This is a genomic window from Polaromonas sp. (assembly GCF_010365105.1).
Lineage (GTDB): Bacteria > Pseudomonadota > Gammaproteobacteria > Burkholderiales > Burkholderiaceae_C > Polaromonas.
In genome coordinates this window covers 33,933-58,578 of record NZ_JAAFGZ010000036.1, presented here as the reverse complement: position 1 = coordinate 58,578, position 24,646 = coordinate 33,933, and the positions used below count along the sequence as shown (strand labels likewise).

The 24,646-nt window shown below is 60.9% G+C and carries 23 protein-coding genes, 1 tRNA gene and 2 pseudogenes; 10 read left to right on the top strand and 16 right to left on the bottom strand.

Translation table 11 applies throughout. The features are described 5' to 3' along the window. The 4 genes from GZ092_RS18100 to galE form a co-directional block, all read left to right on the top strand. A partial coding sequence (locus GZ092_RS18100) for a hypothetical protein (protein ID WP_293638412.1) occupies window positions 1-487 on the top strand: 487 nt, incomplete at its 5' end. Window positions 488-559: 72 nt separating this feature from the next. Next, on the top strand, window positions 560-1,402 hold the full coding sequence (locus GZ092_RS18095; protein ID WP_293638411.1) for a hydratase: 843 nt from the start codon (window positions 560-562) through the stop codon (window positions 1,400-1,402). A 120-nt stretch (window positions 1,403-1,522) separates the two neighbouring features. Beyond that, the gene (locus GZ092_RS18090; protein ID WP_293638410.1) at window positions 1,523-2,413 is read left to right on the top strand and encodes a neutral zinc metallopeptidase; all 891 of its coding nucleotides are present in this window, start codon (window positions 1,523-1,525) and stop codon (window positions 2,411-2,413) included. 236 nt (window positions 2,414-2,649) lie between these two features. Further along, window positions 2,650-3,660, top strand: a complete 1,011-nt coding sequence (galE, locus tag GZ092_RS18085) for a UDP-glucose 4-epimerase GalE (protein WP_293638409.1) — start codon at window positions 2,650-2,652, stop codon at window positions 3,658-3,660. Between the two features lie 107 nt (window positions 3,661-3,767). Here the strand turns inward: galE and GZ092_RS18080 are convergent, their stop codons facing one another. The 6 genes from GZ092_RS18080 to GZ092_RS18055 form a co-directional block, all read right to left on the bottom strand. After that, entirely contained in the window at window positions 3,768-4,667 is a 900-nt protein-coding gene (locus tag GZ092_RS18080) for a transglutaminase family protein (protein WP_293638408.1), read from the bottom strand. Between the two features lie 154 nt (window positions 4,668-4,821). Beyond that, window positions 4,822-5,706 carry a transglutaminase family protein gene (locus GZ092_RS18075; protein ID WP_293638407.1) on the bottom strand — a complete coding sequence of 295 codons (885 nt, stop codon included), beginning with the start codon at window positions 5,704-5,706 and terminating at the stop codon, window positions 4,822-4,824. A gap of 136 nt (window positions 5,707-5,842) precedes the next feature. After that, window positions 5,843-6,769 carry an SHOCT domain-containing protein gene (locus GZ092_RS18070; RefSeq protein WP_293638406.1) on the bottom strand — a complete coding sequence of 309 codons (927 nt, stop codon included), beginning with the start codon at window positions 6,767-6,769 and terminating at the stop codon, window positions 5,843-5,845. 143 nt (window positions 6,770-6,912) lie between these two features. Next, window positions 6,913-7,836: a transglutaminase family protein gene (locus GZ092_RS18065; RefSeq protein WP_293638405.1), complete on the bottom strand. Its 924-nt coding sequence runs from the start codon at window positions 7,834-7,836 to the stop codon at window positions 6,913-6,915. Then, complete coding sequence (locus tag GZ092_RS18060; protein WP_293638404.1) at window positions 7,833-10,382, bottom strand: circularly permuted type 2 ATP-grasp protein; 2,550 nt, start codon at window positions 10,380-10,382, stop codon at window positions 7,833-7,835. Before GZ092_RS18060 ends, GZ092_RS18065 begins: the two co-directional genes overlap by 4 nt. A gap of 79 nt (window positions 10,383-10,461) precedes the next feature. After that, on the bottom strand, window positions 10,462-13,779 hold the full coding sequence (locus GZ092_RS18055; RefSeq protein WP_293638403.1) for a transglutaminase family protein: 3,318 nt from the start codon (window positions 13,777-13,779) through the stop codon (window positions 10,462-10,464). Window positions 13,780-13,953: 174 nt separating this feature from the next. On the opposite strand from GZ092_RS18055, the pseudogene GZ092_RS18050 reads away from it, so the two are divergent. From GZ092_RS18050 to GZ092_RS18025, 6 genes and pseudogenes are all read left to right on the top strand, one after another. Further along, a pseudogene (locus GZ092_RS18050) lies at window positions 13,954-14,404 on the top strand (ArsB/NhaD family transporter); the annotation flags it as partial. A gap of 313 nt (window positions 14,405-14,717) precedes the next feature. Beyond that, window positions 14,718-15,161: a hypothetical protein gene (locus tag GZ092_RS18045; RefSeq protein WP_293638402.1), complete on the top strand. Its 444-nt coding sequence runs from the start codon at window positions 14,718-14,720 to the stop codon at window positions 15,159-15,161. A gap of 191 nt (window positions 15,162-15,352) precedes the next feature. Beyond that, a complete protein-coding gene (locus GZ092_RS18040) occupies window positions 15,353-15,778 on the top strand; it encodes a hypothetical protein (protein WP_293638401.1) in 426 nt (141 codons plus the stop codon). Between the two features lie 176 nt (window positions 15,779-15,954). Next, window positions 15,955-16,218: pseudogene (locus GZ092_RS18035) on the top strand (copper-transporting ATPase); the annotation flags it as partial. Between the two features lie 269 nt (window positions 16,219-16,487). Further along, complete coding sequence (locus tag GZ092_RS18030) at window positions 16,488-17,426, top strand: beta-propeller fold lactonase family protein (protein ID WP_293638400.1); 939 nt, start codon at window positions 16,488-16,490, stop codon at window positions 17,424-17,426. Continuing rightward, window positions 17,423-17,533 (top strand): hypothetical protein, encoded by a 111-nt coding sequence (locus tag GZ092_RS18025; protein ID WP_293638399.1) that lies wholly within the window; start codon window positions 17,423-17,425, stop codon window positions 17,531-17,533. Before GZ092_RS18030 ends, GZ092_RS18025 begins: the two co-directional genes overlap by 4 nt. Before the next feature lie 225 nt (window positions 17,534-17,758). On the opposite strand, the gene GZ092_RS18020 is transcribed toward GZ092_RS18025, so the two are convergent. The 10 genes from GZ092_RS18020 to GZ092_RS17975 all read right to left on the bottom strand — a co-directional run bounded on the left by GZ092_RS18020 (window position 17,759) and on the right by GZ092_RS17975 (window position 24,638). Next, window positions 17,759-18,097 (bottom strand): copper-binding protein, encoded by a 339-nt coding sequence (locus GZ092_RS18020; protein ID WP_293638398.1) that lies wholly within the window; start codon window positions 18,095-18,097, stop codon window positions 17,759-17,761. Between the two features lie 35 nt (window positions 18,098-18,132). Beyond that, window positions 18,133-18,621 carry a DUF411 domain-containing protein gene (locus tag GZ092_RS18015; RefSeq protein WP_293638397.1) on the bottom strand — a complete coding sequence of 163 codons (489 nt, stop codon included), beginning with the start codon at window positions 18,619-18,621 and terminating at the stop codon, window positions 18,133-18,135. 27 nt (window positions 18,622-18,648) lie between these two features. Then, window positions 18,649-19,164, bottom strand: coding sequence for a cupredoxin family protein (locus GZ092_RS18010; protein ID WP_293638396.1), 516 nt, complete (start codon window positions 19,162-19,164; stop codon window positions 18,649-18,651). Then, entirely contained in the window at window positions 19,161-19,322 is a 162-nt protein-coding gene (locus GZ092_RS18005) for a hypothetical protein (RefSeq protein ID WP_293638395.1), read from the bottom strand. Before GZ092_RS18005 ends, GZ092_RS18010 begins: the two co-directional genes overlap by 4 nt. 35 nt (window positions 19,323-19,357) lie before the next feature. Next, a complete protein-coding gene (locus GZ092_RS18000) occupies window positions 19,358-20,809 on the bottom strand; it encodes a copper oxidase (RefSeq protein WP_293638394.1) in 1,452 nt (483 codons plus the stop codon). A gap of 45 nt (window positions 20,810-20,854) precedes the next feature. Then, the gene (locus tag GZ092_RS17995; protein ID WP_293638393.1) at window positions 20,855-22,270 is read right to left on the bottom strand and encodes a TolC family protein; all 1,416 of its coding nucleotides are present in this window, start codon (window positions 22,268-22,270) and stop codon (window positions 20,855-20,857) included. Between the two features lie 14 nt (window positions 22,271-22,284). Beyond that, window positions 22,285-22,623, bottom strand: a complete 339-nt coding sequence (locus GZ092_RS17990; RefSeq protein ID WP_293638392.1) for a hypothetical protein — start codon at window positions 22,621-22,623, stop codon at window positions 22,285-22,287. 123 nt (window positions 22,624-22,746) lie between these two features. Next, window positions 22,747-23,352 carry a hypothetical protein gene (locus GZ092_RS17985; RefSeq protein ID WP_293638390.1) on the bottom strand — a complete coding sequence of 202 codons (606 nt, stop codon included), beginning with the start codon at window positions 23,350-23,352 and terminating at the stop codon, window positions 22,747-22,749. A 190-nt stretch (window positions 23,353-23,542) separates the two neighbouring features. Beyond that, window positions 23,543-23,618, bottom strand: a tRNA-Thr gene (locus tag GZ092_RS17980). 12 nt (window positions 23,619-23,630) lie between these two features. After that, a complete protein-coding gene (locus GZ092_RS17975; RefSeq protein WP_293638388.1) occupies window positions 23,631-24,638 on the bottom strand; it encodes a class 1 fructose-bisphosphatase in 1,008 nt (335 codons plus the stop codon). Window positions 24,639-24,646 lie beyond the last annotated feature (8 nt).

Genomic DNA, 24,646 nt, shown 5'->3' with positions numbered 1-24,646 from the left:
GCTTTGGCGTTCAAAAAGCGTGCGGCACTCATCTGAAGCTTTCCCCCCCCGGATGGCACAACTTCAGCGCATCAAACTTTCCGAACACGGCCTAGTAGCATGGCTCCAGCATTTAAATAAACAGCGGAGCTGGACGATGGTTTCAAACCAGGTAAAAAAAGTTGACAAGCTGACCTCCCGCGCCGGGCTGACAATCGCCGCCTGCGTGACTTTTGCGCTGCTGCTGGCGGCCCTGTTTCAGGTTGTGAATGGACAGGTTGAGCAGGCTGGCTTTCGCCAGGCGCAGTACCAGGCGGCGCAAACCGCCATTTCAGGCTGCGCGGCCAGCTACTCGGGCGAGGTACGCAGGCAATGCGAGGAACAGGTCAATGCAGGCTTCATGTCCCACTCACCCTACACTCCCCGGATCGAGACCGAGGCGCAGGCTGGCGTGTCCGTCCTGCCCGATGCGCAAGGCTTCCAGAAGGCCGCCTTTACCCATCGCTGATTCGGGCCACATGCGACACAATGCCATGCTGCGGCCCTTGAGTCCGACCCGATGTTCCTGAAGCCCAAATCCATGACTGATTCAAACGCCTTTTCTGATCTGGCCGACCGCCTGGAGCATGCGCGCCTGCAGGCCCTGCCGCTGGACTGGTCCGCCACCATGCCCGTGGACCTGCCACAGGCCTATGCAGCCGCGCTGGCAGTGCGCGCAGCGCGAGTCCGGGCTGGCGACGTGCCGGCGGGCTACAAGGTGGGCTTTACCAACCGCAACATCTGGCCGCATTACCAGGTTGATACGCCCATCTGGGGAACCGTCTGGCAAGGCAGCGTGACGCAGGCGCCATCCAATGCCCCAGATGCGGCGGTGCTGCTTCTTGACGGCTTGTGCGAGCCACGCATCGAACCCGAAATTGTGTTTTGCCTGCGTGATGCGCCGCCACCCGACTGCTCTGCAGACGAACTGGTGGCGTCGCTCGACTGGGTGGCGCATGGTTTCGAAATCGTGCACACGCACTTTGCGCAATGGAAATTCACCGCTGCCCAGGCCGTGGCAGATGCCGGGCTGCATGGCCTGCTGCTGGTCGGACCACGTATCCCGGTCCTGGCGGGCACGCCCACGGTCGATCTGGTCCAGGCGCTGGCCGGCCTGACCATTCGCCTCTACGGCGACGGTGCGCTGAAAGACGAAGGCCGGGGCGCCAATGTGCTCGATGGCCCGGTGCAGGCGCTGCTGCATTTCGTCCGGGCATTGCGTGCCACGCCTGGCGCACCCGTCCTGAAAGCCGGCGACCTGGTGAGCACCGGCACGCTGACCGATGCCCATCCGGTGGCCCCGGGTCAAACCTGGCACACGCAGATCGAGTCATCGGGTCCGGTGGGCGGCGAACTGGCGGGGCTGACGGTTCGTTTTGAATGACGTTTCATGCATGGCGCTGGATGCGGCTTGTCCCCAAGCCGTCCATCCTGAATATTTACCCGCAGGCAGGCGGCTGGCCGCTAGCATCTGCCTGTTGACCACTTTGTATCCGGAGGCATCATGAAATGGGAAGGCAATCGAGAATCTGACAATGTAGAGGACCGGCGCAGCGACGGCGGCGGCGGTTTTGGCGGCGGTGGCGGCCTGCTGGGCGGGCGCAGCATCGGAGTCGGCACCATCGTCGTGGCGCTGGTGGGCGGCTGGATATTCGGCATCAACCCGCTGACCCTTTTGAGCATGTTCAGCGGCGGGGGAGCGCCCACCGCACAGGTGCAGCAGCAAGCCCCGGCGCAGCGGCCGCCAGCCGACGACCGCATGGCCGCCTTCGTGTCCACCGTGCTGGCCGACACTGAAGACGTCTGGAAAGACGTGTTTGCCAAGGGCGGCGGCACCTACCAGGAGCCCCGGCTGGTGTTGTTTCGTGGCGCCACGCAAACTGCCTGCGGCCAGGGTCAGGCGGCCATGGGGCCTTTTTACTGCCCCGGCGACCAGAAGGTCTACATCGACCTCGGGTTTTACGAAACCCTGAAAAACAAGCTGGGCGCACCCGGCGACTTTGCCCAGGCCTATGTGATCGCCCATGAAGTTGGCCACCATGTGCAGAACCTGCTCGGCATCAGCGAAAAAATGGAGCAGATGCGAAGCCGCGTGAGCAAGGTCGAATACAACGGATTGAGCGTTCGCCTGGAACTGCAGGCCGACTGCTTTGCCGGCGTCTGGGCCAACCACGCCCAGTCCGCCCGGCAGATCCTGGAGCAGGGCGATGTCGAGGAAGCCATGAACGCCGCCGCCCAGATTGGCGACGACGCATTGCAACGCGCGGGCCGCGGCGCCGTCGTGCCTGAAAGTTTCACCCATGGCACCAGCGCCCAGCGCCAGCGCTGGTTTGACACCGGCCTGAAGAAGGGCAGCGTCAAGGCCTGCGACACTTTCGGCGCCCGCACCCTGTAGGTTGATTTAGATTGAAGGCCGCCGGGGCTGCGGTCCAGCTACCTGCGGAGCATTTGAATAACTCCTGAATCCATAGCGGCTTGTGTAGGCGGGTATTGCGCAAACGGGCTTTTTGATCATAATCAGACGGAACGCAGGCGTCAGACTTGATTCCTGCCGGGACGGCCCGCCATGCGGGACTGTGCCGGGCAGTGCAGGCCGTGCAGACACTTTCAATCCAACAGGCCACCCTTTTCATGAACATACTCCTGACCGGCGGTGCCGGCTACATCGGCAGCCATACCTGCGTCGCGCTGATCGAGGCGGGCTTTACCCCGGTGATCCTGGACAACTTTTCCAACAGCCATCCGGCCGTGCTGGAGCGCCTGCAGCAGATCACCGGCCAGACCGTGGCGTGCGAAAAAGGCGATGTGCTCGACACGCCCTGGGTCGGCGACGTGCTGGCGCGCCACCAGATTGCTGCCGTGCTTCACTTTGCCGGCGACAAGGCCGTCGGCGAAAGCGTGGCCCAGCCGCTCAAGTACTACCGCAACAACATTGGCGGCGCAGTCAGCCTGCTGGAGGCGATGCAGGCGTCAAGCTGCCGGACGCTGGTGTTTTCCAGCAGCGCCACGGTCTATGGCGATCCGGCGTCGGTGCCCATCACCGAAGATTTTCCGCGCAGCCACACCAACCCCTACGGCCACACCAAGCTCGTGATCGAGGACATCCTGTCGGCCGTGCAGGTGTCCGACCCGTCCTGGCAGCTTGGCGTGCTGCGCTATTTCAACCCGGTCGGCGCGCACACCAGCGGCCTGATCGGCGAAGACCCGAGCGGCATTCCCAACAACCTGATGCCTTTCGTCACGCAGGTGGCGATTGGCAAGCGGCCGTTCCTGAACGTGTATGGCAGTGACTACCCCACGCCGGACGGCACCGGCGTGCGCGACTACATCCACGTGCAGGACCTGGCCGAAGGGCATGTGGCCGCGCTGCAGGCGCTGCTGGAAACCCGGAAAAGCTTCACCGTCAACCTGGGAACCGGCTGCGGCAACAGCGTGCTTGAAGTGGTCAAGGCGTTTGAAAAGGCCAGCGGCCGGCCCGTCAATTACCAGATCGCCCCGCGCCGGCCAGGCGACGTGGCGCAGTGCTATGCCGACCCGGCGCTTGCGCAGCAGTTGCTGGGCTGGACCGCCAGCCGCAGCCTGGCCGACATGTGCCTGGATGCTTGGCGCTGGCAAAGCAGCAACCCGGAAGGCTATAAATAAGATTAAATAGGCCTTTTCCGCAGGACTGGCTTGCATTTGTAGCTATGAAATACGTAGCGAAAGAGGTTTTTTTGAAACCTTGCGCAGCGGCAACCGCGCTTGATTGCTTATCCCGCAAGGGCCGCGTTGCGGTTCACCAGCACCACATCAGGGCTCATCGAGACCATGTGCGCGGGTCCGAAAATGGTGGCAAAGGCCACATCCTTCGCGTCGCGCCCATGGGCCAGGCGAATGATCTGGTCCAGCGGCGACATCGCGGTCGGGTCGAACAGCACCCAGCGCCCGCCCAGGTAAGCCTCAAAAACAGCATGAAAGTCCGGTGGTGGCTCGTCAAACGTGGCGTAACCGCTGACCAGCCGCGCCGGAATGTTCAGCGCCCTGCAAAAGGTCAGCGCCAGATGTGCAAAGTCCCGGCACACACCGGCCCGCTGCATGAAGACTTCGCGCGCTGTCGTGGTCGCGTTGGTCGAGCCGATGCGGTATTCAACGTTGCCGCGAACCCATTCGCAAATAGCCTGCACGCGAGCGTAGCCCTGAGGCAACTGGCCAAACAGTTCGGCGGCATTCGGCCCGAGCAGGTCGGATTCGCAGTAACGGGTCGGCGTCAGGTAATGCAGCACATCGTCCGGTAACTCGTGCACCGGTACTTCGGGGGCATTGACATCGGCCGGCTCGATCATGCGGTCCACCAGGGCCCGATAGACCAACTTCAGCGGGCCCGGCTGGGCCTGAAAGCGCAGGAAGCGGTTGCCCGACTGGCCGTCGCAATAGGTTCTGAAGGGCGTGGGTGGTTCGATCTGCAAGTTTTCCTGAACCAGCGTCTGTCCCATGCCGTTGGCCACATGGATCAGAAATACAAACTCGGACGGGCCATCGACGACATAGTCCAGCGTCGAGTCAATTTGCAGCCGGTTGGTATTGAATGGCTGCGCCACGGTGGCAGCGAGCGCCAGGTTGCCCTGAGGCAACAAGGCAACGCCGGGGTCGTTCATCAAGGTATCGTTCATCGGAGTTCCTGCAGGGCAATAGGAGGTCTTGAGGCATGGCTCAAGCGGTTTCACAAACTTGTAAATTAAACCAGCCGTGGCGCAGCCAGCCCATCGGCAGTCCGGAACTGGTGGTGTAGGACGAAGCCAGCCGTTGCGGGCTGCTGGACCCGGTTCAGCCTCGCTTGCGGACCTGGACAGTGACATCCATGCCCAGAAAGTCTCCCGGCGAGCCGTCCCAGGATCCGCTGAGCGGCTTGGCCAGACTGGCATGGCGGGCCACGCCGACGGGAATAAGGTCGGTCCCGCCGATCAGGTTATTGGTCGGATCGAACGGAATCCAGCCTGCGTCGGGCAGGTAAATCTGCACCCAGGCATGCGTGGAACCATTGCCGTGGCTCTGCTGGTCTTCGGTGTCCAGCCACGGCGTGTACAGGTAGCCCGAAACGAAGCGTGCCGCATAGCCAAGACGGCGCACCGCTTCGATCATCAGGGTTGCAAAGTCCCGGCAGGCGCCGCTTTTCAGCCGCAGTGTTTCATACGGCGTCTGCACCCCGGGGTTCAGACGAACATGGTAGGTCATGGAGTCGCGGATGAATTGCGTCATTTCCACCAGCAGCTCGCGGGTGCCGGTGGTTTCGTCGGGCCGGATGAACTGGTTGGCCCAGTCCTGCAGGATGCCGCCGGGATCGTCGTAGTAGGGAGCGAGGTAGTGCCGCAGCACCAGCCGTTCTTCGTCGCCATAGGCTAGCGGAAACTGCCGGGCGCGCGAACTCATGGGAAAGTTGACGGCGCGGGTGCCGGTGTGTTCGACCGACGACATGCACACCACCTTCAACTCGTTCGCAGGGCTTTGTGGCTGGATCTTGGCGATGGAGTTGGAATAGGCATCCTGAAACATGCGGATGTCCACCGGCGCAGGCGTGACCTGCATGTCCGTAGCCAGTACACGCAAGTCATGGCTGTCACGCGGGCGGAATTGCACCCAGTGCTCGCCCAGCATGACCTGCTGGGCATACCGGTAATGGGTGGTGTGGGTGATGTCGAAGATGGCGGACACGTCAAGGCTCGGGAGTTGCACAGCGCACAGCGTCCGCTTTTTGCGTCAACTGTGCAATCAGTGGTCAACAGGCAAGCCTGTCGGATGCGTCCTACCCGCCTTGACGGGGTACGCGGGGCAACTTGCGCCGGCTGTTTTAGAGCCGTGCCAGCAATTCGGTTTTCTTGGTGTTGAAGTCTTCGTCGCTGATGATGGCGCGGCTTCGCAGGTCGGCCAGCTTCTCGATCATCAGGAAAATGTCCGCATCGCCTGGCGTGGGATTGTTCCCGGGGCGGGCCTGCAATTCCGGCTGGAGCGGGAAGGGGGCTGGCGCTGCGAATGCGGCCGGCCGGAATTCAGGAGTTGCTGCCTGCGTTGCGCCCGAGCCGTTGGTGTGGCCGGCTGCGTCAAGGTTTTGCTGCACGCCATTGACCGACACGACCGGCAGGCGGGTCACATCCACCAGCCCGTACTGGCTGGAAAAGGTGACCGAACTGCCGTAAGACTGCTGCTGCGAAAAGCCGCCGAGCTGGTGGTCCTGCGTGTCATAGACGGTGACGCTGCCATTGATTTCGATGGCCAGGCGGCGCGCCTGTGCAAAGCAGGCATAGCGCACGCCGTTCTGGGCGCCGGTGCTGTTGGGCCAGCGCAGGTCAGACGGCCACCAGTCGGACGACGCGCCGGGGGCCGGCGCGGCAAACAGGCTTGCCGACGGACTCATCGTCGCATTGGCGTCCGGGTACGCGCCGCTGTCATGGCTGGTTTGCTGCTGGCCGCTCTGGTTTTGCGACTGGAAACTGCCGGTCCTGATCAGGTCGGGCTGGCTTGCCACCAGCCTTGAAAGTTCGGCGCACAGGGCATCGACGCGGCCCTTGAGCTGGTTGTTGAACATGTCGGACACCATGGTCATGCCGCCGCTCATCCATTGGCCGGAGCCGCTGAATTCGGGGTGGTTGAACTGCGCCATGCTGCCGTTGCCATGGATGACGGATTCAAGCATGCTCGTGACCGCGTCGGGGCTGAATCCGTGGCACTGGGCGATGTCGTTGACGGCCTGCTGGCCGCTGGTTGAAAGTTGTTTCATGAAAATAGCTCAATTTGGTGAAATGGAAAAACAGGATGCACCGGCACGGGGGCCGGATTTCAACGGGTTGACACGGCCTGCCGGCAAGCAGCGTCCATCGCCGCTCAAACCGGGTAACTTGCCGGCTCCTGGTTGCCCGGCCGCTACAGGTTGTCCAGCGGCAGCGGTGTGACGGTCACCCGCACCTCAAGCTCCTGCTCGCCGCCGCCCAGCACCACGCCGCGCATCGGCGTGACATCGCTGAAGTCGCGGCCCCAGCCCAGGGTGATGTGCTCGTGCTGCACCAGGCAGCGGTTGGTCGGGTCGAAATCCACCCAACCCAGGTCGGGGCAAAAAACCGACACCCAGGCATGCGACGCATCGGCACCGATCATGCGTGGCTGGCCGGCCGGCGGGTGCGTCAGGATGTAGCCACTCATATAGCGCGCGGGCAGGCCCAGGCTGCGCAGGCAGCCGATCATCAACTGGGCAAAATCCTGGCAAACCCCCCGGCGGCCGCGCAGCACCTCGTCCAGTGGCGTGGAAATGTCGGTTGCGGTGTCGTCGAAATCGAACTCGTCAAAAATCCGCTGGGTCAGGTTGAGTGCGGCATCAAGTTGCGCCCGGCCCGGCGTGTAGCTGATGCGCGCAAACGCTTCCAGTTCAAGGCTGCACATCACATGCGGCGAGGCATACAGATAGCGGAAAGCATCGGCCATGGGGGCATCCATGCCTTGTTGCAGCCGGTCTCGCAGGCTTTCCCAGGAAGCGCTTGCCTTGAGGCGGTCCAGATCGGGCCGCTGCATCAGCGCGACTGTTGATTCGGCATGCACCAGCAGGCTCTGGTGCGGTGCGGTGATGGTGATCTGGCGGGTTTTGTCGCCAAAATAATCCATCCCGTCCACACCATCGTTTTCTGTCGGCGTCACCCAGAGCGCATGCGACTCGATCTGCTGATAGGCAAAGGACCTCGGCGTCATGTGCAGGTATTGCTGCGACAGCGTCACCGGGCTCCCGTAGGTCACCTGGGTTTCGTGAACGACATGGTAGCGGGCGCGCACGACAGCGCTCAGGGGCAAGGGATTCATGCTGTGTGCGTCCTGGTGGGGTGACGGCCGGTGTAGCTGAAGAATTGAACGCTGACCCGTTCCGACATCTCCGCACTTGCCACCCGGATACGGTGGAGCAGGTCAATCAGACGCGCATTGCCGCAATACAGATCGGTGTCGGGCGCCAGCGACACCAGCTCGTTCCTCAACAGCGCCAGTTCCTGTTCGCCGCACGGCCCGTAGGTCAGCGATATCTTCGTCAGGCTCTTCAGCACGCCTTCAAGCTGGAACAGGATCGAGCGGGTGTTGCTTTCGTCCAGCAGCAGCAGGTCCAGCAGCGGCAGCCATTCGGGCTGTGCACGGTAGCGGGCGCGGTAGGTGATGATGCAGTCGGACAGCTCCAGCAGCCAGTCCAGTCTGCCGTTGGCTTGCATGCCGAGCGCATGCTGCAGCGTCACTGCCTGGAACTGCAGGCGTTCCAGCCGCCGACCCAGGGACATGAAACGCCAGCCCAGGTCGCGGCTCATGCCATCGAGAGCAAAGCCCGACATGGTCATCAGCGCGGTGGTGGCGTCGTCAAGAATGGTCATGGCTTCCGACTGCGACAGCCGCGCGTCAGCGCCGGACACGCCTTGCACCATCTGGTTGAAGGCGCGCCAGTTGTCAACCGAAAAGCGTTCGCGCAACTGGCCGGCGCTCTGGTAGAGCTGCTGCTGCTGCCTGGCCAGCCCCGGAACGTCGGGTGAAGCCACTGCCAGCATCAGTTCTGCCTCAACCTTGCTGTCGCTCAGCAGAGATGCTGCCTTGCCGGCCTGTGCATGGCTTTGACCTGGCGTGCTTTCCTTCAATTCGATCAGGCCGAACCAGGTGCACAGCGCCACCACGGTCGGCCATTCGTCGCCGCGATTGGCCGGTCCCACATTGAACAGGAAATTAAGCGCGACCCGAAGCAGGCGGGCGGTGTTGTCGCAACGCTCGGCATTGCGGCCGAACCAGAAAAGATTTTCCGCCACGCGGCTGGAGATATGGGTGTCGTCGCGCACCAGATCCTGGCGGGTGATGGTGCGTTTCAGCAGACTGGGCACCTCGACCTGGTTGCTGGCCTGTATCCAGGTGTCCTTGCTGCCGCCACCGCGCTGCATGGTGATGATGCGTGAATCCAGGCCGGTTGCGACGCGGGTCAGTCCGCCCGGCATCACGACATAGCCTTTTGGCGTGGCGCAGGCATAGACCCGAAGGCCGATGGCACGGGCGCTCAGGCCGCCGCCCGCATCAGGATTCAATACCGGCGCCTGGGACAGCCGGACCAGTTCCTGCGCCACGTAGTTCTTGGGATTGGCGCGCATCTTGTTGATGAAGGCTGTGCGCGCCGGCCCTGTCAGGTCTTTGCCAAAGACAGGAAATTCCCGGAGCTGGGGAAAGCTCGGTTTGATGATGAGCTGGTCGAGCCGGTTGATCACCACTTCCAGCGCAGCGGGTTCGCCGCACCACCAGGTGGCCACGGATGGCATCTTGAGCGGCTCGCCCAGCAGGCGCTTGCACAGCAAGGGCAGGAAGCCGAGCAGCGCACCCGACTCCAGCAGGCTTGACCCCAGGCTGTTGGCAATGAGCACGTTGCCGCGCCGGGCGGCCTCGGTCAGTCCGGCCACGCCCAGCGCCGAATCGGTGCGCAACTCAAGCGGGTCGCAGTAGTCGTCATCAACCCGGCGCATGATCACATGCACCCGCTGCAAGCCGGACAATGTCTTGTGCCAGACGATGCCGTCCCTCACCGTCAGGTCGTTGCCTTCGACCAGCGGCAATCCAAGATAACGCGCCAGGTAGGCTTGCTCGTAATAGGTTTCGTTATACGGCCCGGGCGTCAGCAGGACGATCAGCGGCGCTTCGCTGCCGCGCAGCGGTATGCCATGGCCATTGGCGGCGCACTGGCGTCCCCAGTTGGCCAGGCTGTCGCGCAGGGTGTCAAAAAAGCCCGCCAGGTGCTGAACGTTCAAATCGCGCAACATATCTGGAAAGGTCCGCGAGATGACCGAGCGGTTTTCAAGTGCATACCCGGCGCCCGAAGGCGCCTGTGTCCGGTCGGCCACGGCCCACCAGCCGCCGTTGGGCGCCCGGGCCAGGTCGATGGCGTAAAAGTGCAGGGCGACGCCGTCCTTGTGCTGCATGCCATGGCATGGCCGCAGGAAGCCGGCATGGCCGTGAATCAGCGCGGGCGGCAGCAATCTTTCCGCCAGCATTTTTTGTTCGCCATAGACATCGATCAGAAGCCGGTTCATCAGCGTTGCGCGCTGGATCACGGCAGCCTCGATCCCCGCCCATTCGCCGTGCGGCAGGATCATTGGCAGGACATTCAGGTCCCAGGGGCGCTGCACGCCTTTGTCGTCGGTGTAAACGTTGTAGGTCACACCGTTTTCACGCACCTGCCGCTGCACCGATTCGGTGCGCTTGCGCATGACATCAGGCGCTTCGTGCGCCATGCTGTCCAGAAGGGTGCGCCAATGCGCGCGTGGCTGGCCCGAGCCGTCCAGCATTTCATCAAAACTATCCGGCGAAGCCGGGTAACCGGCAAGTAGTTGATTCAACATCGGATCGGTTATTTCTGTAGCAAAAACGCGGATGACTCAGAACGAGGCATCCGCGTCGGGCGACCGTGCAGGGGCACGGTCAATAAGGCTGCCAACGCAAATCAAGCGTCATGGGAAAGCCTGGATTCAACTCTTCTTTATACACGTTCATCGGTCCCGGGGTATGCCCGTGCGACCAAAAGCGCGCGAACCGGCGTGCCTCGGCCGCGTTGGCATTGATCGGCGAATGCTCTTCGCTGCGACCGCCCGGATGCACGACGTGGTAGGTGCAGCCGCCAATGGCGCGGCCGCTCCAGGTGTCCACCAGGTTGAAGGTCAGCGGCGCCTGCACCCCGATGGTCGGGTGCAGGGCCGACCACGGGCTCCAGGCGCGAAAACGCACGCCGGCCACAAACTCGCCCGGAACGCCGGTCGGGTGCAGCGGCAGCATGCGCCCATTGCAGGCAATCACGTGGCGCCCGTCGGTCAGCCCGCGCACCCGCAACTGCATGCGCTCCACCGACGAATCGACATAGCGCGCCGTGCCGCCGCCGGTCATTTCCTCGCCCAGCACATTCCACGGCTCGATGGCCTGGCGCAGTTCCATCTCGACGCCTTCATAGACGACGGTGCCGAAACGGGGAAACCGGAACTCGATGAACGGGTCGAACCAGTGCTCTTCAAAGGCATAGCCCGAGGCGCGCAAATCCTTGACCACGTCGCGGATATCCTGCGCCACGAAATGCGGCAGCATCCAGCGGTCATGCAGGGCGGTGCCCCAGTGAACCAGCTTGGACTGATAGGGCTGGCGCCAGAAACGCGCCACCAGCGCGCGCAGCAGCAGCATCTGCAGCAGGCTCATGCGCTCATGCGGCGGCATCTCGAAGGCGCGGAATTCAACCAGACCCAGGCGGCCGGTCGGGCCGTCAGGTGAATACAGCTTGTCGATGGAAAATTCCGAGCGATGGGTATTGCCGGTCAGATCGACCAGCAGGTTACGCAACAGCCGGTCCACCATCCAGGGCTTGTCGCCCGGCTGCAGGGTGGGCAGCACCTTGTCCATCTGCTGGAAGGCAATGGCGAGCTCGTACAGGTTGTCGTCCCGCGCTTCATCGACGCGCGGCGCCTGGCTGGTCGGCCCGATGAAGGTGCCTGAAAACAGATACGACAGCGCCGGATGGTTCTGCCAGTAGGTGATCAGGCTTTTCAGCAGGTCGGGCCGGCGCAGCATCGGGCTGTCTTCGGCGGTCGCGCCGCCGAGGGTGGCGTGGTTGCCGCCGCCGGTGCCGGTATGGCGGCCATCGACCATGAACTTCTCGGTGCCAAGGCGCGTAAGCCGGGCCTCTTCGTACAGCGTGGTCATGTTGTAAACCAGCTCGTTCCAGCTCGCCGCCGGGTGGATGTTCACCTCGATGACACCCGGATCGGGCGTGACGCTGAGCAGTTTGATGCGCGGGTCGCGCGGCGGCGGATAGCCTTCGATCCACAGCTTGAGCTTGAGCCTGGCTGCTGTGTTCTCGACCGAGGTGACCAGCGCCAGGTAGTCTTCGATGCGTTTGACCGGGGGCATGAAGACATGCAGCCGGCCATCGCGCACCTGCACGCACAGCGCGGTGTGGATGACTTCGCGCGGCTCGGGCGGCTCATCGGCAGGAACAGGCTTCTTCACCTTGGCCGTGCTGCGTTTGTCCTTTCGACCGGCATCCAGCGGCGTCTGCGGTGCGAAGGGATCGACATCGAATTCAGGCTCTTTTTCGTCGGGCTTCACCCAGGGCAGTGCATTCAGCGGCAGGCGCAGCCCCAGAGGCGAGTCCCCCTCGGTCAGGTAAAGATGCTCGCGCTTGAGCGGCCAGGGGGATGTGCGCCAGGCGGTTCCCAGGGCGATGCTCGGGTCTAGGTCCCGGGGCTTGAGCGGCAGCACATAGCCCACCACCTGGCCCAGGCCACCTTCCAGCAGGCGCGCCAGGCGCCGCCGCTGCTCCGGGGCCTTCAGATCAACCTGCAGCGGGTCCAGGTTCACCGGCAGGCCTTGCTCCAGCCGGGCTTGCTGCAGGACATCTTCGTAGGCGGGAATCTGGCTGTGGGCCGGCAAGCCCAGCGCCTTGACCAACTCGGCGCAGAAGCGCTCGGCCTCTTCGCTGCCATAGCCGTCGGGTTGGGCCTCGTCCGAAAACAGCGTGGGATCGAGCCACATGGGCTGGCCGTCAATGCGCCAGTAAATGTTCAGGGCCCAGCGCGGCAGGGGTTCGCCGGGATACCATTTTCCCTGGCCGTAATGCAGCATCCCGCCCGGGGCAAAGTGATTTTTCAGGCGATGCATGAGCTGGCCGGCGAGTTCGCGCTTCTTGTCGCCGTGCGCCAGAGTGTTCCATTCGGCGCCGTCCATGTCGTCGATGGACACAAAGGTCGGCTCGCCGCCCTGTGTCAGGCGCACATCCTGGCGCTTCAGGTCGGCATCGACCTGCTGGCCAAGCAGGTTGATTTTTTGCCAGTCTTCTTCCTTGTAAGGCTTGGTCACACGCGGGTCTTCATGAATGCGCGTGATCGTCATTTCATGGAAGAACGTCACTTCGGCCTTGTCGGTAAAGCCGGTCACCGGCGCCGCCGACGACGGCATGGCCGTGCAGGCCAGCGGAATATGGCCTTCGCTGGCCAGCATGCCCGATGTCGGGTCCAGCCCGATCCAGCCGGCGCCGGGAACATACACCTCGGTCCAGGCATGCAGGTCGGTGAAATCGACTTCGGTTCCGCTCGGGCCGCCCAGCGAAGCCTGGTCGGCGCGTAACTGGATCAGGTAGCCCGACACGAAGCGTGCGGCCAGTCCCATCTCGCGCATGATCTGCACCAGCAGCCATCCGCTGTCACGACACGATCCCGAGCGTTTTTGCAGTGTTTCTTCCGGCGTCTGAACACCGGGCTCCATGCGCAGCAAGTACGCAATGTCGCCCTGCAGGCGTTGGTTCACCGCCACCAGAAAGTCGTTGGTCGCCAGGTTTTTCTTCAGCAGGTCGCGTCGCGCCGCCGCCACCCAGGCCGCCAGCAATTCTCCGGGCTTGTCTGCCTTCAGGTAGGGGCTCAGTTCGGCGGCCAGTTGCACCGGGTAGCTGAACGGGAAAAATTCGGCATATTTTTCGACGAAAAAATCAAACGGATTGATGACGGTCATGTCCGCCACCAGGTCAACCGTGAATTCGAGCTTGTCTGATTTTTCAGGAAATACGTAGCGACCGATGTAATTGCCGTACGGGTCTTGCTGCCAGTTGATGAAATGGTCTTCTGGCGTGACGCTTAGCGAGTACGAAAGAATCGGGGTACGCGCATGGGGCGCCGGACGCAGGCGAACCTCATGCGGTGACAGTGCGACCAGGCGATCGTAGTGGTAGCTGGTTTTGTGGTGCAGCGCAACACGGATGGCCATTGAGGGTGCCTTTCGATGAATGAAGGTAGGACGCGGACTGGGCCGTATCGCTGAAAACTGGACGATGGTTCCGAACGCACGATTCATGCCCAGAGTTGCCATTTATAGCAGCCATGGCCAGCGGTTTTGGACTGTCTGCAACTTTAACTACACCTTGCTGCTGGAGCCACTGTGAAAGGGCAGGTGATAACTACGGGCGAGATCATCAAAACCGCATCTTGGAAAATTGTCTGGTTCTTTCTGGGCATGTACTTGGTTGGCTATGGTCCGCGCAATGCCGGTCTCACGGGCTACCTGACTGGAGTGCTCAGTCAATTCGCAGAGGACGGGCTTATGGCACGCAGCGATGGAGACAGGATTGCTCACAGTCGTTTTGTTATCGGTGACGAACAACATGCCGACCGTGCTGATCGGCGCTTTGGCCATCGATGCTTCTTCTGTCCAGGGAGCAGTGCGTGAAGCGATGATTTATGCCAACGTGACAGGCTGTGAATTGGGACTGAAATGGCTGCATCTGCTGGCCATCGAGCGCATAAAAATTTCATGGTCTTACTACTTTGGCATTGAGCTGACGCTGCCTGTTTTATTGATCACGCTCTCAGCGCTTGCCCTTTGGCTGAGTTGAAGAGGAAATTCTGAACACCATGAAAATTACGATCCATTTCAAGCCCTCTTTCAGCACCTAGCACAACACGCTGGCTGCCCGAAAATTCATGCCAGTGGTTTTACAAGTCTGAACAGTTCCACACGGTGCTGAATCCGAAACCAGCTGATGGCTGCGTGTTTTTTGCCTGTGACGATCCCATACTCCTTCTTCTCGGGCTCATGACTTCAGCGGTGGCTTGTCCATCTTGTAAGCTGATGCCGCGTGTGTTGATGTGAATCAGTTGTTTGTTGCCCTATGCGCGTACGATGAAATTTCTCTGATTTCAACTGACATGAAGCTTTTTCACAATACCCGTGCCATACACAACACCGCATTCATGCTGTTGCTGGTGTGGCTGTTTGCCCTGGCTTCAGGGGTTGCTAACGCGTGCCTGCTGGAAGCGCGTCAAACGCATTCCCACATCGCTACAGATGCATCATCCGGAGTTGCTGCGCAAGCGTCCGTAATATTGCCTGGTCACGCCGGCGCCGTTGCCGATGGCATTGACGAGCCGCATTTCAAGGCGCCGTGCCTGAAGGTTTGCGACGATGGCTCCCGATCCTTTCCCAAGCAGGACTCGACGGTCGTCCAGGCCGATCCTGGCCCAGCGCTTCTGGTTCTGGTTCTTTGGAACAAAGTAGCACCGGTCATATCGACGCTTCGCCACATGAATGTTGTGCAGCCAGCCACGCCTGAGTTGCCCATCCGCGTCCGCTTCTCGCGACTGGCCATTTAGCAGCACGCCGGCGCTGGTGCTGGGCCTCGCGCTCTGCTGCCTGCGTCCGCACCCCAATCCAATTTGCTTTTGCTTTTGCTTTTGCTTTTGCGCCCCAGGCGCAAAAAACAGATATGAAGATCACCCCCCGCTTCGATGCTTTCCTGCAGCACACTGCTGTCCACTTTTCTTGCACCAACCAGGAGTCTGTCATGACCCATTCCCGATTCGTTCCCCTTGCCGTTGCCCTCACCGCCGCCATCGCATTGACCGCCTGCAACACGGCTCCGCCGATGATGCCCATGGGCAGCGCGTCTGCCAGCAGCATGGGCACGCCTGATCAGATGGGCAGGATGGATGCACAGATGAAGACCATGCAGGGTATGCACGACAAGATGATGAACGCCAAAACCCCGGAAGAGCGCAGCAAGCTTATGACCGAACACATGAAAACCATGCAGGACGGCATGGCCATGATGGAGGGCATGTCCGGCGCTGGCATGGGCGCAATGAAAAGCATGCAGGGGATGACAGGCGACATGGGCTCGCACCAGCAGATGATGGAAAAGCGCATGGAGATGATGCAGACCATGATGAAAATGATGATGGACCGGATGCCGTCTGCGCCAGCGAAATAACGAAACCAATCTCATGAAACGGCTCCGTAGAGGACTTGAGCCGGCCCTCACTGACCTTATGCCGTGATTCGGCATCCACAGCGTGAGTTTTGTCCTGATCCTGCCGGGCTTCTTGTTGCGGTGGCCAATGCTGCTGATCCAGGTGATGTTCACGTCCTGCTGGTGATGTACGGGCATCCGTGGTGAATCGCAGTCCCAATATGTGGACGTTGATTGGTCTGGGCACGGGCGCCTCCTATGTCTACAACGTCGTGGCGACCCTGGCGCCGCAGGTATTTCCGGAGTCGTTCATCTCCATGGGGCGCGTGGCCGAGTATTTCGAAGCAGCGGCCGTCATCATCTCCCTCACGCTTTTGGGGCAGGTGCTCGAACCCAGGGCCAGATCGCAGACTTCAGCCGCCATCAAGTCGCTGCTGGGCCTGGCGCCCAAGACCGCACGTCACATCCGGGACGATGGCTGCTGTCTCCGATGATCGCAGCGCTGGTCATGAGCTTGAGCTCGGTATCGGTGATCGGCAATGCGTTGCGTTTGCGAAACAGACGCTTATGAGGCTGCTCTTTTGGTCGTGTCGCCGGCAACGACTGCCCTTGCCGGAGATGTGAAAGCACAAGAAAGAGGGCGTGCCGAGCGATGGCATCCATAACCCGCCAGTGCAGGCTCAAGCCCGACCTGACGAACCAACTGTTGGTACACAAGAAGGATTGATTGATGACTGCAAGTAAAAATAAATGGTTTTTAACGACGATACAAATTGGCCTGCTGGCCTGGTCCGGCACTGCATTGGCCGTTGACAAGGTCTATGTGGCCAACGAGCGCTCTGACACGGTCAGCGTGCTCGATGCCGTGTCGTTCAAGGCACTGGCAAGCGTGCCTGTCGGCAAGATGCCGCACAACGTGCAGGTTTCGCCCGACGGCAAGCTCGTATGGGTGACCAACAATGGCGAGCGTGGTCAGGCAGCCGATGCGTCTGCGCACAAGGACATGGCCAATGGCGACCATGATGCCATGGGGAAGCCGGGGGCTGTCTGGGCTATCGACACCGTGACAAATGCTGTCGTCGCCAAGGTTGCGGTTGGAATGCATCCGGCCCACGTGGTGGTGTCGCCCGATGGCCGCTTTGCCTACGTCACCAACGGTGGCGATGACACGGTCAGCGTGATCGACACATCCGCACAACGCCTCGTGGCGACAATTCCGGTCGGCAAGTTTCCCCACGGCCTTCGGTTCAACCCGGACGGCAAGCAGGTCTGGGTCGCCAACCTCAAGGGCGGTACCGTGTCAGTCATCGATACCGCCAGCCAGAAGGAGGTCGGGCAGGTGCCGGCCGGCAGGGGCCCGGCACAGGTCGGCTTCACGCCGGACGGTCGCTTTGCCTTTGTCTCGCTGTCGGAAGAAAACGCGGTCGCAGTGATTGATACCGCCACGCCCAAGGTGATTCGCAAGGTTGCGGTCGGAACAGTGCCGATCCAGCTGTATGCCACGCCGGACTCGCGCATGCTGCTCGTGGCCAACCAGGGCACGCGCAAGAAACCTGGCAAGACCGTCAGCATGATCGATCTGGAGAGTTTCAAGGTCGTAAAGACAGTGGTGACCGGCGCTGGTGCCCATGCGTGGTCGTCGATCGTGATGGCAGGTATGCCTATGTGACCAACAGCTACGCCAACTCGGTTTCCATGGTCGATGTGAAGGACCGCAAGGTCGTGAAGACCGTTTCCGTAGGCAAGGGCCCCAATGGCATCAGCGTGACACCCTGACAGTCTCCCGGCGTTTGCAGGTGCCCGCCCGGATGCTGCTTGTTTGCGGCCGCTGGCTTGTTGCGCAGTGCCTGTACTTCGCGTTTCTGCGCCGTGCCTTGCTGCCAGCATATCCCCGAGACATTGAGCTTGCTTGAGGCTATTCCGGCGCAGCGTCCGTTTTTGAGCGTGGTCTGAACAGGAAGGGACCAGGCTGCATTAGCAGGTCCCGATTCGGCTTTTTGATTACTTGGCTGACTGAATGTCCGTCACGACAATTGCCCCACCGGTTTTTTCTGCCTTAAAGCGAACCTTGTCGCCCGCCTTTACTTGTTCCAGCAGGGCCGGGTCTTTGACCTGGAACACCATGGTCATGCCCGGCATGTCCAGGTTCTTGATCTCGCCATGCTTGATGGTGATTTTCTTGGTGGACATGTCCACTTTTCTGATTTCGCCTTCTGTCATGTCGACGGATGCCGCCACAGATATTTCTTTTTTCGCATCGTCCTTGATCATGGGTGCGCTGCCATGGGAGGTTGCATAGGCAGTCGAAGTGCTGACCAGGATGGCGGTCAGGATCAACATTGACTTGACTGATTTTGAGTTCATGGTGTTTTCTTTCAGGATTTGGCAGAAATTTGGGTGGGGTAGGACTGGTACACCCGCGACTTGTCGCTTGAGAGCAAAAGCACGACGTCATACGGGTCCTTGCGCCCGTTGTAGGCGGGTCCATCCATGCCCGGTGAGCCAACCGGCATACCCGGCACCGCCAGGCCGACCGCACGTGGTCGTTCCTTCAGCAGACGGTGCACCTCGCGTGCGGGCACATGCCCCTCAAGGGCATAACCCGCCACCACTGCAGTGTGGCAGGAACCCATTTTGTCTGGCACGCCTAACCGTTTTCTTGCCGATGCATTGCCCGTATCGTGAACCTGGACCTGAAAGCCGCTGGCTTGCATGTGGCTCACCCAGTCGCCGCAGCAGCCACAACTCGGATCTTTCCACACTTCCACCAAAGGCCTGGCTTGCGCAAAAACGGGCAAACCAAAAGCTGTTCCAGCGCCGGCAGCCAGCACGGCTGCAGCTTGAAGAAAAGAACGTTTTTTCATAATAAGTTCCGACAGGTTAAAACCAACTCACAGACAAAAAATTAACGAGAGGCCTGCGAGAGGCCCACTGGTGTTTTGACCCTGGTCACGTGAACCTTTCATGCCGGCGTCATAGTGGCCAGGCTGCAGGCAGGCAAAGTCCACCTTGCCGGCCTTGGTGAAATGCCAGATGATTTCGCCGCTCTTGCCCGGCGCAACCGTCACCATGTTTTCATCGGCGTGTTCCATCTCGGGATTCTTCTTCATCACCTCGTAGTGATCCTTGAGCTCCTTGGCAGTTCCCAGCACCATTTCGTGCTTGACCTGACCCGAGTTTTTGGCGACAAAGCGGATGGTTTCCCCCTGTTTGACGGCGATTTTAGAAGTGTGAAATCGCATGTCGTCAGTCATGTCGACGTTCACGGTGCGCGTCACATTGGCGGCGACGCCGGGCTTGCCGATTTCATCGACACCGCCATGGCCGCCTGCGTGGTTGCCTCCAGCCATGGCTGTGATGGCCAGAAAAATTCCGGGAATCGCGATCAGGAGGTTGCGTGATTTCATGAGATACCTTTCAAGAGTGGGAATAGGGAAAGTGAGGTGGCCGGGCCAGCGCCAGCCTGCATGCTGGCCAAATGATTGAAATTTTGATAAAAGCAGGCATATGCGCCAGTAAACAGGGCGTTTTCAGCTATTGTTTTAATAGTAAATCGATGGTGCATGAGATGCCTTTTTTGGATTGATGACGTGCTGACAGTCAGTGCTTCATACCGCCCATACCGCCCATACCACCCATACCGCCCATACCGCCCATGACGGGCTTGCGGACCTGAACTTCGACTTCCTTCAGCGGCATGTTCTGCGCCTTCATGGACTGGCCGCCTTCAGCGGCAAAGCGTGCCGGATTGGGCAAGGCACCTGTCCATTCATAAGCCACACTGCCTGCCGGATGCTGGTACCAGCCCGGGTCCTTGTAGTCGCCGGCCTTTTGGTCCTTGCGCACCTTGACCATGCTGAACATGCCCCCCATCTCCACCGAGCCGAAGGGCCCCTCGCCGGTCATCATCCGTTCGGTGTTGTTCGGCAAGGGCATTTCCATCTCGGCCATGTCGGCCATGCCGCGCTCTCCCATCACCATGTAGTCGGGAATGAGGTTGGTGATGTCCCGGGCGACTTTTCGGTGGTCCACGCCGATCATCGTGGGCACGTCATGGCCCATGGCGTTCATCGTGTGGTGGCTCTTGTGGCAATGAAAGGCCCAGTCGCCTTCTTCGTTGGCCAAAAATTCGATCTGGCGCATCTGTCCCACCGCAACGTCGGTGGTGACTTCGGGCCAGCGGCTTGACTTCGGGGTCGGGCCGCCGTCGGTACCCGTCACCGTGAACTCGTGGCCGTGGATGTGCATGGGGTGGTTGGTCATCGTCAGGTTACCCATGCGGATGCGCACCTTGTCGTTTTTGCGTACCACCAGCGGGTCGATGCCCGGAAAGACCCGGCTGTTCCAGCTCCACAGGTTGAAGTCCAGCATGGTCATGATCTTGGGGGTGTAGGCGCCCGGATCAATATCGTAGGCGTTGAGCAAAAACACGAAGTCGCGGTTCACCTCGTCAATCAAGGGATGAGACGCCCGGGGGTGCGTGATCCAGAAACCCATCATGCCCATGGCCATTTGCGTCATCTCATCGGCATGCGGGTGGTACATGAAGGTGCCGGGACGCCTGGCCACGAATTCATAGACAAACGTCTTGCCCACCGGAATGGCTTTCTGCGTCAGGCCCGACACGCCATCCATGCCGTTGGGCAGGCGCTGGCCATGCCAGTGCACGCTGGTGTGCTCGGGCAGCTTGTTGGTGACAAAGATGCGCACCCGGTCGCCTTCGACCACTTCGATCGTGGGCCCGGGCGACTGGCCGTTGTAGCCCCACAGATGGGCCTTGAAGCCGGGCGACATCTCGCGCACCACGGGTTCGGCCACCAGGTGGAATTCCTTCACGCCATTGTTCATGCGCCAGGGAAGCGTCCAGCCATTGAGGGTGACCACCGGGTTGTAGGGTCGGCCCGTGCTGGGCACCAGCGGCGCCATGGTGTCGGGCGTGGTCTGGAAGACGGGCTCGGGCAATGCGGCCATGGCCACCCGGCTCACCGCCGCGGCTGCCACCGCCGTGGTGATGGCGCCTGCACCGGTCAGGAAATTTCTTCTGTTTTTCATGGGAGTTTTGTTCAATGTTTTTTGTGAATCTGGGCGTGACTGGATTCAGTGGCCAGCCGCTTGCTCACCACCGGCGGCAGGCGAGGCCATGGCCAATGCGGTCGGTTTGCCGGTCATCGATGCAGCCAGTGCGGCATCGGCCAGCCAGAACTGCTGGTAGGCGTTGAGGGCGGCGGTGACGCTGGCGATCTGGTCGCGGTTGTTAGCCAGCAACTCGAACACCCCGATCAGCATGCCGTTGTAGCGCAGGATGTTTTCTTCAGCCATGATTTTGCGCAGCGGAACGATTTCATCGCGGTAGTGGCGCGCCACGTCGTAGGCGGTGCGGTAGGCCGAATAGCTTTCGCGCAACTGCGACGATGCGCCGCGAACCGTGCTTTCGTAGCGGTTGGCCGCTGCCAGCGACTGCGCGTTCATGGCATCCCGCTTGGCCGTGCCCCAGTCGAAAATCGGCAGGCGAATGCCCAGCTCGTAGCCTTTGCGTGGCGTGCTGGTGCCTGCTGCGTTGTCGAACACGGTGTCGCGGCGCACCCCAAGCTCCACGTCAACCAGACTGGTGATCAGGTTCAAACCTTGCGATTTGCCCGCCATTTCCAGCTGGTTGCGGGCAATCTGCACATCAAGGCGCTGCTGGGGGGCGTTGGCATTGACCACGGCAGCCTGCAAAGGCGCCTTGGGCAGGTCGGGCAGGCGCTCGGGCAGCTGGAGTTGCCCGGCTTGCGCGTCGGTCAAGCCCAGTTGCCGGACCAGTTCTTCCCGGGCCGTGGTGCTGGCATGCTGGCTGGACGCCAGCTGGGCCGCGCTGTCGGCATAAAAGCTTTGCTGGCGCACGCGCTGCAGCTTCGTGAAGTTACCGACCTGCTGCATGCGCTTGGCCAGTTCGCTGCTGGCCTGGGCACTGCGGTTGACCTGGTTTGCATACGCCAAGGACTGCTGCGCGGCGACAGCGCGCACCCAGGTCTGGCGAACCTGCGTGACCTGCTCGACCACATTGGCGCTGAGCTGTACCCTGGCCTGTGCCATCTGGCTGCGCGAAATCTCCAGGCGCCGTGGCAGGGTCAGCAAATCCAGCAAGCCGAACGACAACAACCGGCCGAGCTCCAGTTCGTCGGCAAAGCGGATTCGCTCGAATGTGAAGACCGGGTTGGCGATGCGGCCAGTCTGGTTGGCCTGGGCCATGTCGGACCAGCTTTGGGCCAGCAGGGTTTGCACCGCCGGGCTGTTGGCCAGCGCGAGTTGTACGGCCTCATCCATGTTCAGGGGTTTGGCCAGCAACTCGCTGCTCAGCTTAGCCCTGGCCTGGTTTTGCTGCCCGGTGCGGCTGAGCTCGAGTTTGCCTTGGGTAAATGTGCTCGTGGAGTCATTCGTGTCCCGCACGGCTTGGTCCATATTGACCGATGCGCAGCCGGCAAGCACGAGGCTGGCCGCAGTCAGCGCGGTCAATCGAAAAATCTTTTTCATGGTGGTTGTTCCTGTCACGGTTTGGCCGGTGCTGCGCCGGAATCGGGCATGGAAGAACGCTCTTGAGCCTGCGCTTGACTGGCTTCCCTGGCGTACTCGCGCCAGCCCCCGATGCGCGCGGTGGCGTCGTTGGCGTCTTTCCAGTTGACCGTCTTTTCGTCGGTGTAGCGCTGGTAGTCCTCAAGCGCCGATCGGTAAGGCGATGGAGTTGCCTGTGCCGTGGCGGCTGGCGTGACGGGGTTTGATGGCGAGGCTGCAGAAGCAGAGTCCTGCGCACTGGCCTGGGGAATCCACAGGGACCCCGCCAGCAGGGCCAGTGCAACGGGCAGGTTTGAATAGGGGTGAATGCTCACGAAAATCTCCTGAAATACAAGCGGTGCGATGGGGAAATCGCGGTTGTCGGGGCATCGCGTGCGATGCAGAAGCCACAGAGGGCTGTGCCGGCAGCAAGTACAGACCCAATACGGGCCTGAAGATCAGGAAATCGGTGGTTTTTCGCCGAGTGCGTGTTCGGCACTGACAAATTGGCAGGCGACTGCGCGGGGCAGTGTGCGTGGGTTGAAAGCGGTGTTCACATCGGCAGCCGCAGGCGTCAACGCGACCGTATGGCAGGTCTGACAGACGCTGCAGGTGCTGCAGTGCGTGTCATCTGCATGGTCGTTTCCGCCGGCGGCATGACTTGCGCAGTCGGCTGCCGTTCGAGCTGGATCGGCCACCAAGGTTTCGGCATCCTGATGCGCTTTCACCCCTGCTTGATGGGCGTGAGTGGCTGGTGTTTTTGCAGCAGTTTGCTGTTGCAGCGCCGTGACCATCCCCGTCGCCATTGCATCACTGGCCCAGCCGCGCAAAGGCAGCAGGGCGATCATGAAGATGAGGAACAGATGGCGCATGGCGTAGTGGGAGGCGAGGGCGTCTTGAAAGTTCAGTGTATAAAAAAATGCAGTATCAATTTCCAGGGCGCACCGTTTTACCCGCTTTGGTGATCCAAAGGCTGAAAATTTTTCAGTCTTTTGTATCAGGAGTGAAGGGTTTATTGAAGCTGTGTTGACTGATTCATTCAAATTTTCTGCTTTGTACCCCAAGCCAGCCGCTGGCCTGGTTCAACAGTGGAAAACAAGAATAACCGCAAAGAAAGTCAAGCAGCACAAACCTTGACAAACAACCCTGTGAATCGTCAGCCTCGACAAGCTGAGATAACTGTGTAACTGGTCTGCAGTCGCCAAAGAAAAAGGGCTCACTACTATTTTCATAGCAATGAACCCTTGTCCAATTTGGTGCCGGAGAGATGAATCGAACACCCGACCTTCTCATTACGAATGAGCTGCTCTACCGACTGAGCTACACCGGCTTAAGCCCTTGATTATAGCCCGGAGTGATAGGCGGTAACCCGCTCCACCTCATTTTTCGAGCCCAGTATCACGCTGACACGCTCGTGCAGTTTGGTCGGCTGGAGGTCGAGGATGCGTTGCTTGCCATTGGTGGCGGCGCCGCCGGCTTGTTCGATCAGCCAGCTCATCGGGTTGGCTTCGTACATCAGGCGCAGCTTGCCGGCTTTTTCGGGTTCGCGCTTGTCCCACGGGTACAAAAATACGCCGCCCCGGCACAGGATGCGGTGCACGTCGGCGACCATGGAGGCAATCCAGCGCATATTGAAGTCCTTGCCGCGCGGGCCTTCCTTGCCCTGGAGGCATTCATCGATGTAGCGCTTGACCGGCTCGTCCCAGTGCCGCATGTTGCTCATGTTGATGGCAAATTCCTGGGTGTTGTCCGGAATTTTCACGTTTTCCTCGATCAGCAGGAACGAGCCCTGCTCGCGGTCCAGCGTGAACATGGCCACGCCGTCGCCCACGGTCAGCACCAGCGTGGTCTGCGGACCATAGACGCAGTAACCGGCCGCTACCTGGCTGGAGCCCGCCTGCAGAAAATCGCTTTCCTCGACGCCATGGTTGCCCTCGGCCTTTTTCAGCACACTGAAAATGGTGCCGATACTGACATTGACATCAATGTTGCTGGAGCCGTCGAGCGGGTCAAACATCAGCAGGTATTCACCCTGCGGGTAGCGGTTGGGCACCACGTAAATGCTGTCCATTTCCTCCGAGGCCATGGCGGCCAGATGGCCGCCCCATTCGTTTGCCTCGATCAGCACTTCGTTGGCGATGATGTCGAGCTTTTTCTGGATCTCGCCCTGCACGTTTTCGCTGCCGGCCGTGCCCATCACATCGCCCAGCGCGCCTTTGTTGACGGCCTGGCTGATGCCTTTGCAGGCGCGGGCCACCACTTCGATCAGCAAGCGCAACTCGGGCGGAATATGGCCGTCGATGCGCTGCTGCTCGACCAGGTAGCGTGTAAGGGAAATATTTTTGGGCATCAGGAACT

What these genes read in the sequence shown, in the direction of transcription:
- GZ092_RS18015 (WP_293638397.1), bottom strand. Translation starts at nt 18,621, where the DNA reads ATGAAAAAACGTTCTTTTCTTCAAGCTGCAGCCGTGCTGGCTGCCGGC.
- GZ092_RS18090 (WP_293638410.1), top strand. Translation starts at nt 1,523, where the DNA reads ATGAAATGGGAAGGCAATCGAGAATCTGACAATGTAGAGGACCGGCGC.
- GZ092_RS18055 (WP_293638403.1), bottom strand. Translation starts at nt 13,779, where the DNA reads ATGGCCATCCGTGTTGCGCTGCACCACAAAACCAGCTACCACTACGAT.
- GZ092_RS18070 (WP_293638406.1), bottom strand. Translation starts at nt 6,769, where the DNA reads ATGAAACAACTTTCAACCAGCGGCCAGCAGGCCGTCAACGACATCGCC.
- GZ092_RS18030 (WP_293638400.1), top strand. Translation starts at nt 16,488, where the DNA reads ATGACTGCAAGTAAAAATAAATGGTTTTTAACGACGATACAAATTGGC.
- GZ092_RS18040 (WP_293638401.1), top strand. Translation starts at nt 15,353, where the DNA reads ATGACCCATTCCCGATTCGTTCCCCTTGCCGTTGCCCTCACCGCCGCC.
- GZ092_RS17995 (WP_293638393.1), bottom strand. Translation starts at nt 22,270, where the DNA reads ATGAAAAAGATTTTTCGATTGACCGCGCTGACTGCGGCCAGCCTCGTG.
- GZ092_RS18020 (WP_293638398.1), bottom strand. Translation starts at nt 18,097, where the DNA reads ATGTTGATCCTGACCGCCATCCTGGTCAGCACTTCGACTGCCTATGCA.
- GZ092_RS18095 (WP_293638411.1), top strand. Translation starts at nt 560, where the DNA reads ATGACTGATTCAAACGCCTTTTCTGATCTGGCCGACCGCCTGGAGCAT.
- GZ092_RS18045 (WP_293638402.1), top strand. Translation starts at nt 14,718, where the DNA reads ATGAAGCTTTTTCACAATACCCGTGCCATACACAACACCGCATTCATG.
- GZ092_RS18060 (WP_293638404.1), bottom strand. Translation starts at nt 10,382, where the DNA reads ATGTTGAATCAACTACTTGCCGGTTACCCGGCTTCGCCGGATAGTTTT.
- galE (WP_293638409.1), top strand. Translation starts at nt 2,650, where the DNA reads ATGAACATACTCCTGACCGGCGGTGCCGGCTACATCGGCAGCCATACC.
- GZ092_RS18005 (WP_293638395.1), bottom strand. Translation starts at nt 19,322, where the DNA reads ATGCACCATCGATTTACTATTAAAACAATAGCTGAAAACGCCCTGTTT.
- GZ092_RS17975 (WP_293638388.1), bottom strand. Translation starts at nt 24,638, where the DNA reads ATGCCCAAAAATATTTCCCTTACACGCTACCTGGTCGAGCAGCAGCGC.
- GZ092_RS18010 (WP_293638396.1), bottom strand. Translation starts at nt 19,164, where the DNA reads ATGAAATCACGCAACCTCCTGATCGCGATTCCCGGAATTTTTCTGGCC.
- GZ092_RS18000 (WP_293638394.1), bottom strand. Translation starts at nt 20,809, where the DNA reads ATGAAAAACAGAAGAAATTTCCTGACCGGTGCAGGCGCCATCACCACG.
- GZ092_RS18065 (WP_293638405.1), bottom strand. Translation starts at nt 7,836, where the DNA reads ATGAATCCCTTGCCCCTGAGCGCTGTCGTGCGCGCCCGCTACCATGTC.
- GZ092_RS18080 (WP_293638408.1), bottom strand. Translation starts at nt 4,667, where the DNA reads ATGAACGATACCTTGATGAACGACCCCGGCGTTGCCTTGTTGCCTCAG.